Raw genomic sequence first — 14,634 nt, 5'->3', positions numbered from 1 at the left:
AAGCGCCCTGGGGCTGCCGCGGCACCCGGACCCGGCCGCTTATGCGGCCCCGTAGCCCTTCTCAGCTTCTCAGCCCGTCAACCCGCAATCGCTTCCCGCACCGCACCAAGCTGGCGTCGCGAGACCGCCAGCAATTCGTTGATGCCCGTGAGCCGAACCGCCCAGCCTTCGCCTTCTTCGGGGTCAAAATGCTTTTCCAGCGCGCGCACCGCGCGGCGCGCCACCAGTGCATTGCGGTGGACACGCATGAACTGCCGGGCATAGCGTTCCTCGAGTTCGTTGAGGCTGCCGTCGAGGATGTAGCTTTTTCCGGCGGTGCGCACGGTGATGTATTTCAGTTCGGCCTTCAGGTACAGCACCTCGGCCAATGGCACGCGTTCGGTCCGGCCACGGTCCTGGATGACCAGGTGTTCTTCATTCGAATCGGGCGGTATCCCTTTTTTTGCAAGCGCAAGGCGCTCGACTTTTTGCAGCGCCTGCTGCAAGCGCGCCAGCCGCACCGGTTTGGTCAGGTAGTCCGCCGCTTCGAGCTCGAAAGCCTGCACCGCATGCTCGGAATGGGCGGACACGAACACCACCGCCGGCGGTTGCGGCAGCTCGGCAAGGGTCTGCGCCAGCGTGATGCCGTCGGCGCCCGGCATACGGATGTCCAGCAGCACGACATCGAAGTTGTCGCGGCGCAATGCGGCTATCGCCTGCACCGCGTGCGCGGCTTCGGCCACCACCGTGGCGGACGGCTCGGTGCATTCACCCAGCAGTGTGCGCAGGCGCGAACGCGCCAGCGCCTCGTCGTCCACAATCAGTGCCCTGAGGTTTGCCGTCATAAGGGAATCTCCAGCCTCACTTGAAAAACACCGTCCTTGAAAACGGTCTTGAACTGCGCCTGTACATCGTGCAGCAGCGCCAGGCGTTCGCGCACATTGGCCAGCGCCAGCCCGTGGCCGCGCTCGCCGACGCCGGCCGGCGAAGAATTGGTTACCTTGAGCACCACCATGCTGCCACGACGCGCGGTCGAGATTTTGACCTGCGCGCCCTGGGCGCTGGGCTCGACGCCGTGCCGCACCGCATTTTCAACCAGCGGCTGAAGCAGCAGGGGCGGCAGTTTGGCCGGCTCGGCCTCGGGATCCAGGCGCCACTGAACCCGCAGGCGCTCGCCAAACCGGATCTGCTCGATCGCCAGGTAGCGCTGCGCCAGCGCAATTTCCTGCCCCAGCGTGACCGACTCGGCCTGCTCGGCCAGCGCGTGGCGAAACAGCTCGCTCAGGTCTTCCAGCACGGCCTCGGCCTTGGCGGGCTCGGCACGCACCAGCGCAATGGCGCTGTTCAGTGTGTTGAACAAAAAATGCGGCCGGATGCGCGATTGCAGCTCGGCCAGCCGTGCCGCGGTCGCCGCCGGTGTGCGCGCCTTGGCGCGCCAGACCAGCCCGGCGACCAGCACCGACGACAGCAGGGCGCCGGCTGCGGCGCTGGCCAGCCACGGGGCCGGCGCCAGCAGACCCATCAGGGCCAACAGGCCGCAGCCGTACAAGCCCGCCAGCGCGCCCAGGCCAATACCGGCCAGCCACTGGTACCCCGTGCGCAGCCGGGCCAGGTAAGCCTTGAGGACACAGGCCCCGATCAGCCAGGTCAGCGTGGCCGGCAGCACCCCCCCGGTCAGCAGCGCAAAGCGCAGCAGCCAGTCGGCCAACAGGCTGGTGCCGAACATCGCGCCGACACCGACCACCGCCTCCACAAACAGCACGGCGCGCAGCACCACCCCGACATTGCAGGCATCGAACACATTGACGCGGGCCGGCAGGCGGACAGTCGGGTCTTCAGGCTGGCTAAGGCCGCCCAGCGCTGTGGACTCGTCAAATGGCAATAAAGCGGACTCGGGATGCATGAAATGGGTTGACCTGTCTCTTCCTGGTCGATTTTGCGGCCTGTTTTTTTTGAGGTTCGACATCCATTCTTTCAGGTCGCCCGGCACACAGATAAAATCGACCTCGTTAGTATTGCAGCATCGGCGGCCTTAAAACCGGCGCCCAACCCGTACTTTCACGAAAATAACGCCAGTTGCCGCCCGGCCCCGGCAATGCGCCATTGCTGCCGGCAGACAGCCGCCCAAAGAAAGCCCGACGTGAGCCAACTCGACAAAAAATCCCAAGCCTGGTCTGCTCTATTCTCCGAACCGATGAGCGATCTGGTCAAACGCTACACCGCCAGCGTCTTCTTTGACAAGCGCCTTTATCAAGCCGACATCGCCGGCTCGCTGGCCCACGCCGAGATGCTGGCGGCGCAGGCCATCATTGGCGCGGCCGACCATGCCGCCATCCAAAAAGGCCTGGCGCAAATCACGGCGGAGATCGAGTCGGGCGCCTTCGAGTGGAAACTTGACCTGGAAGACGTTCACCTGAACATCGAAGCGCGCCTGACGCAGCTCGTCGGCGACGCCGGCAAGCGCCTGCACACCGGCCGCTCCAGAAACGACCAGGTCGCCACCGATGTGCGCCTGTGGCTGCGCGGCGAGATCGACCTGATCGGCGCGCTGCTGCTTGATCTGCAAAAGGCGCTGGTCGCTATTGCCGAGAAAAATGCCGAGGTCATCCTGCCCGGCTTTACCCACCTGCAGGTCGCACAACCGGTCAGTTTTGGCCACCACATGCTGGCTTATGTCGAGATGTTTTCACGCGACGCCGAGCGCCTGCAGGACGTGCGCAAGCGCGTGAACCGCCTGCCGCTGGGCGCCGCCGCGCTGGCCGGCACCAGCTACCCGCTGGACCGCGAGCGTGTCGCCCGAACCCTGGGCATGGTCGATGAACAAGGCCTGCCGCAGGTCTGCCAGAACAGCCTGGACGCAGTGAGCGACCGCGACTTCGCGATTGAATTCACCGCTGCCGCCTCGCTGGCGATGATTCACATCAGTCGGCTCAGCGAAGAGCTGGTGCTGTGGATGAGCCAGAGCTTCGGTTTTATCGACATTGCCGACCGCTTTTGCACCGGCTCGTCCATCATGCCGCAGAAGAAAAATCCCGATGTGCCCGAGCTGGCGCGCGGCAAGACCGGCCGTGTCGTCGGCCACCTGATGGGCCTGATCACGCTGATGAAAGGCCAGCCGCTGGCTTACAACAAGGACAACCAGGAAGACAAGGAGCCGCTGTTCGACACCGTGGACACACTGAAAGACACGCTGCGCATCTTTGCCGAGATGGTGGGCGGCATCACCGTCAAGCCCGAAGCGATGGAGCGCGCCGCTCTCAGCGGTTACGCGACCGCGACCGACCTGGCCGACTACCTGGTCAAAAAAGGCCTGCCCTTTCGCGATGCCCACGAAGCAGTGGCCCATGCGGTCAAGGCGGCGATTTCACACCATGTGGACTTGTCGGAGCTGCCGCTCACCGTGTTGCAGCAGTTCAACCCGAAAATCGAAAAAGACGTGTACGACGTTCTCAGTCTGCACGGTTCACTCCATGCCCGCAACATCCTGGGCGGCACCGCACCCGCACAGGTGCGGGCGCAGATTGCGCGGCACCGGGCGCGGCTGTCGGCCGTCTGATCACGCCGCGCCAAGCCCGCCACCATGGCCTGATTCATTCAAGACGCAAGGAGACAAGAGATGACCGTGATCACCAGCATCGAAGACCTGCGCGTTCTGGCCAAAAAGCGGGTCCCCCGCATGTTTTACGACTACGCCGACTCCGGCGCATGGACCGAGAGCACCTACCGAGCCAACGAAAGCGACTTCCACAAGATCAAGCTGCGCCAGCGCGTCGCGGTCAACATGGAAAACCGCAGCACCGCCACCCGGATGATCGGCCAACCCGTGGCCATGCCGGTGGCGATTGCGCCGACCGGCCTGACCGGCATGCAGCATGCCGACGGGGAAATTCTTGGCGCGCGCGCGGCCAAAAAGTTCGGCATTCCGTTCACGTTGTCAACCATGAGCATCTGCTCGATCGAAGACGTGGCGGCAGCCACGGACCACCACCCTTTCTGGTTTCAGTTGTATGTGATGAAAGACCGCGACTTCATTGAACGCCTGATTGACCGCGCCAAGGCCGCGAACTGCTCGGCGCTGGTCCTGACGCTCGATTTGCAGATTCTGGGTCAGCGCCACAAGGACCTGAAAAACGGTTTGTCGGCACCGCCCAAGCTGACCGCCGCCACCCTCCTCAACCTGATGAGCAAGCCGCGCTGGTGCCTGGGCATGCTGGGCACCTCGCGCCGCGGCTTTGGCAACATCGTCGGTCACGTCAAGGGCGTCGAGAACATGGGCTCGCTGTCGGAATGGACCGCCAGGCAATTCGATCCCGGCCTCAACTGGGGCGATGTCGAGTGGATCAAAAACCGCTGGGGCGGCAAGCTGATCCTCAAAGGCATTCAGGACGTGGAAGACGCCGCTCTGGCGGTCAACAGCGGTGCCGACGCGCTGATCGTGTCCAACCACGGGGGCCGGCAACTCGATGGCGCCGAGTCATCGATTCGCGCATTGCCGAAAATCGTGGCGGCGGTCGGCAGCCAGATCGAGGTACACATGGACGGCGGCATCCGCAGCGGCCAGGACGTGCTCAAGGCCAGAGCCCTGGGTGCCAAGGGCTGCTACATCGGCCGCGCCTTCCTGTACGGCCTGGGCGCGATGGGTGAAAAAGGCGTGACCAAGGCGCTGGAAATCATTCACAATGAGCTGGACCTGACGATGGCGTTTTGCGGTCACACGACGATCAACACGGTGGACCAGGGGATTTTGCTGCCGGCCCCTGACTGAAACTGCCGACCGGCGTGCCTCAGTCCGCGCCCGGCAGCGGCATCGAATCGAAGCTGGGCGCCAGGCTCAGGTCCAGCAAGGGTTCGGCGGCGTCCCACCAGGCCTGCGCGTCGATCCGCCCCGCGAGATCGCAGTCCAGATAGACCAGCCTGCCGCGGCGAGCCGTCTGCTGCAGCGTGGCGTGATCGCAGGGCAGCGGCCCCAATCCCACCACCACGGGCCGGTGCGCAAGACGCACGCAGGCGGCCACCAGCCGCTGCATCAGATTGCCGTCACGGGTGCCGTCGCCGCTGAGCAACAGAATCACGTGCGAGTAGTCAGGCAAGAAAGCCTGCGTCAGTCCGATGTGCAGGCCATTGCGAGCCATGGCGATCACCCGCCGCACGACAGTGCCGGAATCGAGGTCCACATAGTCGGTCGCCACGTCCAGCCCGTCGGCGCGGCTGCCGGCGAACCGCCGATGCACCACCTCGGCATCATGCCTCTGGCCCAACCAACGCACCATGTCGAAGGAATCCGCGCCCTGGGCCGAGCAGACCATGACGCGCTGGAACCGGTCGCTGACAGCCTGCTCGGCCACGCCGGGATGCGTCAGCGGTGTGGACAGGCGCCGCCACACCGTCGCCGGGTCCGGCACGAGACCCTTGCGGTGCTCCTCGCGCAGGGTCATCACCCGGCGTGCGAAATCGGTGGGGCGCTCGCGCGTCTGCACGATGGCCATGGACCAAGGCTCCGTCAGCCGGCGCGGGCCGCCGCTCGAATGCAGCAACTGAAGGCCGCGGTGGCGCGCGTCGCGCGCCACGCGCCCCATCACGGCATGCACGCCCGCCGGCGGCCCTTCCATCCATTCAACGAACCAGCCGCTCTGATGCAGCAGCGCAACGTGAACCTCGTCCGCCACGTTGCGCTGCAACGCGTGGTCGCGAATGCGGTGCATCTCGGCAAACACCGGGCCGTCGAAACTGCTCAGGCTCGCGTACATGAGACGGTCCACCCCCGCACCCGGCGCGGCTGCCGCGCTGTCCCGCCAATCACTCGTCATCGAATCATGCACCGGACGCCTCTCCTGCGCCCGTCGCGGGCAACCTTTCGATCATGCGCGAACTGCCAAACCACGGTATTGAGCCTGGTCAAGTTTGCCGCGAATCAGGCCTACCGGATGGCCGCCGGACGGGCGCTATGCTTACGCTGTGACCACCCCGACCCGCCGCATCGCCCACCTCGACCTGGACGCGTTTTACGCGTCAGTCGAGCTGCTGCGTTACCCGCAGCTCAAAGGCTTGCCGGTGGTCATCGGTGGCGGGCGGCGCAAGGTCGATGAGCGCCTGGCGCAGGCCGGGCGGCAATTGCGCTTTATCCCGGTGGACGCGTTTGCGCGGCTCAAGGACTACACTGGCCGCGGCGTCATCACCACCGCCACTTACGCGGCGCGGCAATTTGGCGTGGGCTCGGCGATGGGGTTGATGAAGGCGGCCAGGCTGTGCCCCCAGGCGATTTTGTTGCCGGTCGATTTCGACGAGTACCGCCAATACTCGCGTCTGTTTAAAAGCCTGATCACCGAAATCGCGCCGCAGATGGAAGACCGGGGCGTGGACGAGGTCTACATCGACTTCACCGACGTGCCCGGCGGTCAGCGTGAAGGCGGGCGTGTGCTGGCGCGCCTGATACAAAAAGAGATTTTTGACAAGACCGGCCTGACCTGCTCCATCGGCGTGGCGCCGAACAAGCTGCTCGCCAAAATGGCCAGCGAGTTCAACAAGCCCAACGGCATCTCCATCATCGACGAAGCGGACCTGCAAGGGAAAATCTGGCCATTGAGTTGCCGCAAAATCAACGGCATCGGCCCCAAGGCCGGTGAAAAGCTCGCCAAGCTGCATATCCACACCATCGGTGATCTGGCTGCGCAAAAGCGTGAACGGTTGATCGACCATTTCGGAAAGGCCACCGGCGCGTGGATGCACGACAGCGCCTGGGGCCACGACGACAGGCCGGTGGTCACTGAAAGCGAACCCGTCAGCATGAGCCGAGAAACCACCTTTGAGCGCGACCTGCACGCGGTGCGCGACAAGGCGGCGCTGGGCGCCGTCTTCACCGCGCTGTGCGAAAAGCTGGCCGACGACCTGCAGCGCAAGGGCTACGCTGGAAAAACCATTGGCATCAAGCTGCGTTATGACAACTTCAAGAGTGTGACGCGCGACCAGACGATTCAAACCTACACGGCGGACGCCAAAACCATACGCCACGCCGCCGGCCTGTGCCTCAAACGCGTCCCGCTGAACCAGCGCCTGCGCCTGCTGGGCGTGCGCGTCGCTGCGCTGGTCAAGGCCGACACCCTCGAACAGGCCCGCCCGAAAACGCCTGTCGTCCGCACCGGCCCGGGGCAAGAGGCTATTGATCGGACGGCGGGAGCCGGCCAGCTTTTTTGAGGCGCCCGTGACCGCCGCCAGCCGCCTACTGCCGCGCAGTGCGGATGTTAGCCGGCAGCGCCTGCGGATAACTGGTCCGAAACGGGTTGATGTCCAGCCCGCCGCGCCGCGTGTAGCGGGCGTAGACCGACAGTTTCAGCGGCCGGCAGCGGGTCCAGACATCCATGAAGATGCGCTCGACGCACTGCTCATGAAACTCGTTGTGCTTGCGAAAACTCACCAGGTACTGCAGCAGGCCTTCCTGGTCAATGGGCGGGCCGGCGTAGCGGATCTGCACACTGCCCCAGTCGGGCTGGCCGGTGACCGGGCAATTGCTTTTGAGCAGGTTGGACACCAGGGTTTCACTGACCGGCGGCTCGTCGGCATCGGCAAACAGCGACTCCGGCGCCGGCGTGTAGTGCAGGCACTCGACGTCCAGCCGGTCCAGGTTCAGGCCGTCAAGCTCATGAACCGGCTCCTGGTCGAACAGCTCCGGCCCCAGGGTTTTGACCCCCACACCGGCCCCCACCACCGCATTGAGGTCGGCGCGAATGCGCTCACGCACTTCGCGCGCATCAAGAAAACGGGTCTGGTTGAAGCTGTTGAGGTAGAGCTTGAAAGACTTGCTCTCGACAATGCGGGGGGACTCGCAGGGCACGGTGATGTGCGCCAGCGCCACCTGCGGTTTCCCGCGCAGGTTCAGCCAGCTCAGCTCATACGCAGTCCACAGGTCGGCGCCAAAAAACGGCAGCGCTTCCTTCAGACCCAGCTCTTCACGCTTGACGGCGCGAGCAATCGGAAACAGCAGCGAGGCATCGTACTGGTCGATGTAGGCAGAGGTTTTGCCCAGTTGGGAGTTTTCCGGGGTGTTCATCGAAAGGCCTGCGCAGCGCCAGGGGCTTTGACTTCAATGCCGATTAATTTTGCGCTTGTTTTCATGGCTGTCTGCGCCGGAACACCAGGCGGTCCGGCCCGGACGCCGCCGGTTCAAAACGGTAGCCTTCGGCACTGAAGCTCTCGAGTTGTTTGACGCTGCCCAGCTTCTTTTCGATGGCGTAGCGCACCATCAGGCCGCGCGCGCGCTTGGCCATGAAGCTGATGATTTTGTACTTGCCGCCCTTGAACTCTTCGAACACGCAGCTCACCACACGGGCTGTGAGCGCCTTGCGGTCCACTGCCTTGAAATACTCTTCGCTGGCGAGATTGACGATGACGGGCAAGGTATCGGCCGCGGCGCGAACATTCAGGTAGTCGGCAATCTGCGAGCCCCAGAACTGGTAGAGGTTTTTGCCGTGGCCGGTGACCAGCGGGGTGCCCATCTCCAGCCGGTAAGGCTGCATCCAGTCCAGCGGCCGCAGCACGCCGTACAAGCCGCTGAGAATGCACACATGGTCTTGCGCCCAGCCAAGCTGCTGCTCGTCAAGCGTTTTGGCGTCCAGCCCTTCGTACACGTCCCCATTGAAGGCCAGCACGGCCTGTTTGGAGTTTTTGGCGGTGAATTTGCCTGACCAGGCCTGGTAACGCGCCACATTGAGGCCTGCCAGCGTGTCCGACAGCTTCATCAGCGTGCCGATTTGCTGCGGCGTTTTGGTTTTGAGCACGTCGATCAACCGGGCCGACTGCCGCGTGAACAGCGGCTTGCTGTGTACCGCACTATGCGGCGGAGTGTCGTAGTCCAGCGATTTGGCTGGCGAGAGTAAAAACAGCATGACTTTGAGTTTCTGACCGAAAGCCTGACTTTACTTGAGGCGTGGCCCGCCGCCGCAAACAATTCGACTCGGCGCTTTATCGCAAGTCGCAGGCCAGCGAGGCCAGCGTCTCGGCGGCAATCGTCACATGCGCCGGGTAGTGGGTGTGGTCGCAGCCAAGCTTGACGCTGGCACCGGCCTTGACCGCCGCGCGCATGGCCGCATTCAGCTCGAAGCGCACAAAGTGTACGGCCGATGTCTTTTCGTCGTTCTCCCTGGCCATGTCTTCGTCGGCAATCGCATACACCCTGGCGTGGCCTTCGACCTCGACAAACAGATGGTCTTCAACACCGATCAGGCGCGCCAGCTCACGCTTGCGCTCGTTGACGTCGGGGTACTCCAGCATCATGGTGGCTTTCCAGTTGCCGCCGTCAGGCATCAAGGGCGCATAAGCCTCGATCTCCTGCTCTATGCCCTCAGCCTCAAAGATTTTCTCGAGGCGCAGCATTTCCTGGATCTGGTAACGGATGCTGGTTTCACTTTCGAACTGCACGTTGATGTGCTCGCCCAGATGCACGCTGCGGAGCTGGCGGTGCGCCATGATGGCGGGCTTGTTTTCCTTGCGGTACTGGGTGTAGGCCTCCAGGGTCATGAGGCTGTCGCGGGTGATTTTTCCGGTGGTCTGCATAGGGGGCGTCCGAGTTTATTCAAGGCCGTAGGCCGTGCGTATCAGGCTCAAAGGATGTTTTTGCGGCGGTGCGCCCAGGTTGTTGACTTCAAAGCCCTGGGCGATGTGGTGACCACCCAGCGGGCAGTCGCTGCTGATGACGTCGGGCAGGCCGCCGTCCTTGTGATCTGCCATGGCCTTGAACAGCGGCTTGCCGATTTTCATCGCCTGCTGGTGATACGGCACCTTGACGCCAAAGGTGCCGGCATGGCCCGAGCAGCGCTCATGCGTGTGTACGCTGGTGCCCGGCACCATCTTGAGCATTTCCTCGGTCTTCTTGCCGATGTTCTGCACCCGGCCGTGGCAGGGAATCTGGTAGCTGATTTTACCGAGCGGCACGGGAAATTCGGTCTTCAGCAGACCGTCGCGTTTGCGCGCCATCAGGTATTCGAACGGGTCCCACATGTGCGCCTTGACCCGTTGCACATCGGCATCGTCAGGGTACATCAGCGGAATTTCCTGCTTGAACATCAGCGTGCAACTGGGCACCGCGCTCAGGATGGCGTAGCCGTCTTTCGCGTATTTGACCAGCACCGGGATGTTGGCCTCCTTGCTGGCGTTGACCGAATCCAGATCGCCGAGCTCCAGCTTGGGCATGCCGCAACACTTTTCTTTTTCCACCAGCACGTAGGGCACTTCGTTGTGGTTCAGCACCTTGAGCAGGTCGTGACCAATGCCGGGTTCGTTGTAGTTGACGTAGCAGGTGGAATAGATCGCCACCTTGCCCGGCGTCTTGGCGCCGTTTTTCACCGGGTGCGGTGGCGACTCCAGCGCGCCTGAACGGAATTTTCGGGTGGCCAGTTCAGGCAGCCAGGCGTTTTTGTCAACGCCCAGCACCATTTCCATCACGGCGCGCGCAGGCTTGGTCTTGTTGACCGCGTTGGCGACCTGGACCACGATGGGTATGCCGGCAAACTGGCCATGCACATCGGTCGATGACAAGAACTTTTCGCCGGCACCGACACCGCCTTTTTTGAACTTGATGGCCTTGGCGCGCAGCATGGTGTGCGGGAAGTCCAGATTGAACTCGTGCGGCGGCACGTAGGGGCACTTGGTCATGTAGCACAGGTCGCACATGTAGCATTGGTCGACCACCAACATGTAGTCTTTTTTGTCGACGCCCTCGACCTCCCCGGTCGTGCTTTCGTCCACCAGATCGAACAGCGTCGGGAAAGCGCCGCACAGGCTGACGCAGCGCCGGCAACCGTGGCAAATGTCGAAAATGCGCTCCATCTCATGGAAAGTCGCCTCCTCGTTGTAGTAGTCCGGGCCTTTCCAGTCGATGGGATGACGCGTGGGCGCTTGCAGATTGCCTTCTGTGGCCATGGTCTGTCTCTTGTCTTGTTGTGGGTTTCAGAAAAGACTTGTACTCGAAATTTTTTCCAAAACCCGCTACGCCCTGCGGCGCAGCGGGTAACAATCAATCCGCCAATTCAGCCAGGGCCTTGGTGTACCGGTTCGCGTGCGAACGTTCTGCCTTGGCCAGCGTCTCAAACCAGTCGGCCACTTCGTCGTGACCTTCGTCGCGCGCGGTTTTGGCCATGCCGGGGTACATGTCGGTGTACTCGTGGGTCTCGCCTGCGACGGCCGAAGCGAGGTTCTGCCGGGTCGCGCCGAATGGCATGCCGGTGGCGGGGTCGCCGCACTGCTCAAGCCACTCGAGGTGACCGTGCGCGTGGCCTGTTTCGCCTTCCGCGGTGGAGCGGAACAGCGCTGCGACATCTGGCTGGCCTTCAACGTCAGCCTTGTTTGCGAAATACAGATAGCGGCGGTTGGCCTGTGATTCGCCGGCAAATGCGGCTTTCAGGTTTTCTTCCGTTCTGGAGCCTTTGAGAGCAGCCATGGAAATCTCCTTCGTGGTTGGTAAAAATCGTTGCTTGCCTTGAACATCATCGTCAAAGACCGGTCAACCATAGCCGGATTCAGGCGCTGCGTCTAATTGCTTGGCTCAATACTGAGAATTGGCAAAGGCTATGAGCGCCCTTCAATTGACAAATATTCTCAATTAGGCAAGCATGAACCCGGTGTCGGGTTGCACGCTGTCGGCCCAGACCAGCCGGTCGAATAAAATCGGGGCAATTCCCCCAACCCAAGGCGGCATCCCGGCGATGCCGTTTTTCATTGCCCCATGACCGACGCTGCCCCCCCCACGCCCGCCAACGCTGCCGCCGCCGAGACCGCACCTGCCCGGGTGGCCGTGCCCACGCCGGAGCTGGACAGCCTGGCCAGGTCCTTCGAGCCCGCCGCGATTGAAAGCCGCTGGGCGCCGCTGTGGGAGCAAAGCGGCCTGTACGAGCCGACGCTGGACGCCGCCAAACCCTCGTTTTCCATCCAGTTGCCGCCGCCCAATGTGACCGGCACCCTGCACATGGGCCACGCCTTCAACCAGACCATCATGGACTCGCTGACGCGTTACCACCGCATGAAGGGCGACAACACCCTGTGGGTGCCGGGTACCGACCATGCCGGCATCGCCACGCAGATCGTGGTCGAACGCAAGCTGCAGGCCGAAGGCAAAAGCCGGCACGACCTGGGCCGCGAAAAATTTGCCGAGAAGGTCTGGGAGTGGAAGGAAGAGTCCGGCACTACCATCACGCGCCAGATGCGCCGCATGGGCGACTCGGTGGCGTGGAAGCACGAGTACTTCACGATGGACCCGAAAATGTCCAAAGTCGTGACCTCGACCTTTGTGCAGCTCTATGAGCAGGGCCTGATCTACCGCGGCAAACGCCTGGTCAACTGGGACCCGGTGCTCAAGTCCGCCGTGTCCGACCTGGAAGTCGAAAGCGAGGAGGAAGACGGTTTTCTCTGGCACATCCGCTATCCGCTGGCTGATGGCAGCGGTTCGCTGACCGTGGCGACGACCCGGCCCGAAACCATGCTGGGCGACGTGGCGGTGATGGTGCATCCGGAAGACGAGCGTTACAAGCACCTGATCGGAAAAAGCGTGAAGTTGCCGCTGTGCAACCGCGACATCCCGGTGATTGCCGACGATTACGTTGACAAGGAATTCGGCACCGGGGTCGTCAAAGTCACGCCGGCACACGATGTCAACGACTACGCCGTCGGCCAGCGTCACCAACTGCCCATCATCGGTGTCTTGAGCCTGGACGCCGCCATCAATGACAACGCGCCTGAAAAATACCGCGGACTGGATCGCTTCGCCGCCCGCAAGCAGGTCGTTACCGACCTCGAAGCCCAGGGCTTTCTGGTTGAAGTCAAAAAGCACAAGCTCATGGTGCCGCGCTGCGCGCGCACCGGCCAGGTGATCGAGCCCATGCTGACCGACCAGTGGTTTGTCGCCATGACCCAGGTCAGCGACACGGACCCCACCGGCAAATCGATTGCGCAAAAAGCCATTGACGCGGTGGACAGCGGCGCCGTCAAGTTTGTGCCCGAGCAGTGGGTCAACACCTACCACCAGTGGATGGGCAACATCCAGGACTGGTGCATCTCGCGCCAGCTCTGGTGGGGCCACCAGATTCCGGCCTGGTACGACGAGGACGGCAAGGTCTATGTCGCCACCAGTGAAGAAGAAGCGCGGAAACAGGCTCCCGGCAAAACCCTGCGCCGTGACGAAGACGTGCTCGATACCTGGTACTCGTCGGCGCTGGTGCCCTTCTCTTCGCTGGGCTGGCCCGAAAAAACCAGGGAGCTGGACCTCTTTTTGCCGTCCAGCGTGCTGGTCACCGGTTACGACATCATCTTCTTCTGGGTCGCCCGGATGATCATGATGACCACCCATTTCACCGGCCAGGCGCCCTTCCACCACGTCTACATCCACGGCCTGGTGAAGGACGCGCAGGGCAAGAAGATGAGCAAGTCCGAAGGCAATGTGCTGGACCCGGTGGACCTGATCGACGGCATCGAGCTGGCGCCGCTGCTGGACAAACGCTCGCAGGGCCTGCGCAAGCCCGAGACGGCGCCGCAGGTGCGGAAAAACACCGAGAAGGAATTCCCCGCCGGCATACCGGCGTATGGCGCCGACGCGCTGCGTTTTACCTTTGCCTCGCTGGCCAGCCTGGGCCGCAGCATCAACTTCGACAGCAAGCGCTGCGAGGGCTACCGCAACTTCTGCAACAAGCTCTGGAACGCCACGCGCTTCACGCTGATGAACTGCGAAGGCCAGGATTGCGGCCTGGCTGAGCACACCAAGGCTGAATGCGTACCCGGCGCGCCGTTTCACAATTACCTGGTTTTTTCACAGGCCGACCGCTGGATTTCATCGACGCTGCAGCGCGTGGAGGCCGAGGTCGCCAAAGGCTTTGCCGACTACCGCCTCGACAACGTGGCGGGCAGCATTTACCAGTTTGTCTGGGACGAGTTCTGCGACTGGTACCTGGAAATCGCCAAGGTACAGATCCAGACCGGCAGCGCCGCCGAGCAGCGCGCGACACGCCGCACGCTGATCCGCACGCTCGAAGCCATCCTGCGCCTGGCGCATCCGGTCGTTCCGTTCATCACGGAAGAGCTGTGGCAAAAAGTCGCCCCGGTGGCGGGGCTGAAAAAAGGCGCTTACATCGGCCAGGCCGCCTACCCGCAGAGCCAGCCGGAAAAAATGGATGCGCAAGCCGAGGCGCATGTGACCAGACTCAAAACGCTGGTCGATGCCTGCCGCAACCTGCGCGGCGAAATGAAGGTCTCGCCCGCCACGCGGCTGCCGCTGTTCGTGGTCGGCGACAGTGGCTTCATGCGCGGTGTTGCGCCCGTGCTCAAGGCCTTGGCCAAGCTCAGCGAGGTCAAGGTGTTTGAAAGCGAAGCCGAATGGGCCGTGGCCGCCCAGGCCGCGCCCGTGGCGGTGGTCGGCGAGGCCCGGATCTGCCTGCACATGGCGGTAGACGTCGCCGCCGAAAAAACGCGCCTGGGCAAAGAGGCCACACGCCTGGAAAGCGAGCTGGTCAAGGTCCATGCCAAGCTGGCCAACGAAACCTTCGTCGCCAAAGTCCCGCCCGCGGTCCTGGCGCAGGAGCGCAAGCGCCTGACGGAGTTCTCGGCAACGCTTGGAAAAATCCGCGAACAGCTAAGCCGGCTGGGTTGAGCGCAGGCACCGGGCTCGCGCGTGGAGGCCAA

The 14,634-nt window shown here is 63.0% G+C and carries 12 protein-coding genes; 4 read left to right on the top strand and 8 right to left on the bottom strand.

Features of this window, described 5'->3' with window-relative positions:
- Positions 1–77: 77 nt before the first annotated feature.
- Positions 78–824, bottom strand: coding sequence for a LytTR family DNA-binding domain-containing protein (locus Q7T66_RS02205; RefSeq protein ID WP_304931620.1), 747 nt, complete (start codon positions 822–824; stop codon positions 78–80).
- Complete coding sequence (locus tag Q7T66_RS02200; protein WP_370691596.1) at positions 821–1,882, bottom strand: sensor histidine kinase; 1,062 nt, start codon at positions 1,880–1,882, stop codon at positions 821–823. The genes Q7T66_RS02205 and Q7T66_RS02200 overlap by 4 nt, the downstream gene beginning before the upstream one ends.
- A 237-nt stretch (positions 1,883–2,119) precedes the next feature.
- On the opposite strand from Q7T66_RS02200, the gene argH reads away from it, so the two are divergent.
- Complete coding sequence (gene argH, locus Q7T66_RS02195; RefSeq protein WP_304931618.1) at positions 2,120–3,535, top strand: argininosuccinate lyase; 1,416 nt, start codon at positions 2,120–2,122, stop codon at positions 3,533–3,535.
- 60 nt (positions 3,536–3,595) lie between these two features.
- Positions 3,596–4,744 (top strand): alpha-hydroxy acid oxidase, encoded by a 1,149-nt coding sequence (locus Q7T66_RS02190; protein ID WP_304931617.1) that lies wholly within the window; start codon positions 3,596–3,598, stop codon positions 4,742–4,744.
- Positions 4,745–4,763: 19 nt separating this feature from the next.
- Here the strand turns inward: Q7T66_RS02190 and Q7T66_RS02185 are convergent, their stop codons facing one another.
- Positions 4,764–5,726 (bottom strand): BLUF domain-containing protein, encoded by a 963-nt coding sequence (locus Q7T66_RS02185; protein ID WP_304931616.1) that lies wholly within the window; start codon positions 5,724–5,726, stop codon positions 4,764–4,766.
- A 163-nt stretch (positions 5,727–5,889) separates the two neighbouring features.
- Here Q7T66_RS02185 and Q7T66_RS02180 point away from each other — a divergent pair, with 163 nt between their 5' ends.
- Positions 5,890–7,170, top strand: coding sequence for a DNA polymerase IV (locus Q7T66_RS02180; RefSeq protein WP_370691595.1), 1,281 nt, complete (start codon positions 5,890–5,892; stop codon positions 7,168–7,170).
- Positions 7,171–7,195: 25 nt separating this feature from the next.
- On the opposite strand, the gene queF is transcribed toward Q7T66_RS02180, so the two are convergent.
- From queF to Q7T66_RS02155, 5 genes are all read right to left on the bottom strand, one after another.
- Positions 7,196–8,023, bottom strand: coding sequence for an NADPH-dependent 7-cyano-7-deazaguanine reductase QueF (gene queF, locus Q7T66_RS02175; RefSeq protein WP_304931614.1), 828 nt, complete (start codon positions 8,021–8,023; stop codon positions 7,196–7,198).
- Positions 8,024–8,084: 61 nt separating this feature from the next.
- Positions 8,085–8,858 carry a peroxide stress protein YaaA gene (gene yaaA, locus Q7T66_RS02170; protein WP_304931613.1) on the bottom strand — a complete coding sequence of 258 codons (774 nt, stop codon included), beginning with the start codon at positions 8,856–8,858 and terminating at the stop codon, positions 8,085–8,087.
- 76 nt (positions 8,859–8,934) lie between these two features.
- Positions 8,935–9,525 (bottom strand): DUF3501 family protein, encoded by a 591-nt coding sequence (locus Q7T66_RS02165; protein WP_304931612.1) that lies wholly within the window; start codon positions 9,523–9,525, stop codon positions 8,935–8,937.
- A gap of 15 nt (positions 9,526–9,540) precedes the next feature.
- A complete protein-coding gene (locus Q7T66_RS02160) occupies positions 9,541–10,890 on the bottom strand; it encodes a heterodisulfide reductase-related iron-sulfur binding cluster (protein WP_304931611.1) in 1,350 nt (449 codons plus the stop codon).
- A 94-nt stretch (positions 10,891–10,984) separates the two neighbouring features.
- Positions 10,985–11,407, bottom strand: coding sequence for a rubrerythrin family protein (locus Q7T66_RS02155; protein ID WP_304931610.1), 423 nt, complete (start codon positions 11,405–11,407; stop codon positions 10,985–10,987).
- Positions 11,408–11,692: 285 nt separating this feature from the next.
- Here Q7T66_RS02155 and Q7T66_RS02150 point away from each other — a divergent pair, with 285 nt between their 5' ends.
- Positions 11,693–14,602, top strand: coding sequence for a valine--tRNA ligase (locus tag Q7T66_RS02150; protein ID WP_304931609.1), 2,910 nt, complete (start codon positions 11,693–11,695; stop codon positions 14,600–14,602).
- Positions 14,603–14,634 lie beyond the last annotated feature (32 nt).

The organism is Herminiimonas sp., from assembly GCF_030655415.1.
The sequence above is the reverse complement of the archived record's forward strand: the minus strand, read 5'-3'. Positions and strand labels throughout refer to the sequence as shown.

What these genes read in the sequence shown, in the direction of transcription:
- Q7T66_RS02205 (WP_304931620.1), bottom strand. Translation starts at nt 824, where the DNA reads ATGACGGCAAACCTCAGGGCACTGATTGTGGACGACGAGGCGCTGGCG.
- Q7T66_RS02200 (WP_370691596.1), bottom strand. Translation starts at nt 1,882, where the DNA reads ATGCATCCCGAGTCCGCTTTATTGCCATTTGACGAGTCCACAGCGCTG.
- Q7T66_RS02190 (WP_304931617.1), top strand. Translation starts at nt 3,596, where the DNA reads ATGACCGTGATCACCAGCATCGAAGACCTGCGCGTTCTGGCCAAAAAG.
- Q7T66_RS02185 (WP_304931616.1), bottom strand. Translation starts at nt 5,726, where the DNA reads ATGTACGCGAGCCTGAGCAGTTTCGACGGCCCGGTGTTTGCCGAGATG.
- queF (WP_304931614.1), bottom strand. Translation starts at nt 8,023, where the DNA reads ATGAACACCCCGGAAAACTCCCAACTGGGCAAAACCTCTGCCTACATC.
- yaaA (WP_304931613.1), bottom strand. Translation starts at nt 8,858, where the DNA reads ATGCTGTTTTTACTCTCGCCAGCCAAATCGCTGGACTACGACACTCCG.
- Q7T66_RS02165 (WP_304931612.1), bottom strand. Translation starts at nt 9,525, where the DNA reads ATGCAGACCACCGGAAAAATCACCCGCGACAGCCTCATGACCCTGGAG.
- Q7T66_RS02160 (WP_304931611.1), bottom strand. Translation starts at nt 10,890, where the DNA reads ATGGCCACAGAAGGCAATCTGCAAGCGCCCACGCGTCATCCCATCGAC.
- Q7T66_RS02155 (WP_304931610.1), bottom strand. Translation starts at nt 11,407, where the DNA reads ATGGCTGCTCTCAAAGGCTCCAGAACGGAAGAAAACCTGAAAGCCGCA.
- Q7T66_RS02150 (WP_304931609.1), top strand. Translation starts at nt 11,693, where the DNA reads ATGACCGACGCTGCCCCCCCCACGCCCGCCAACGCTGCCGCCGCCGAG.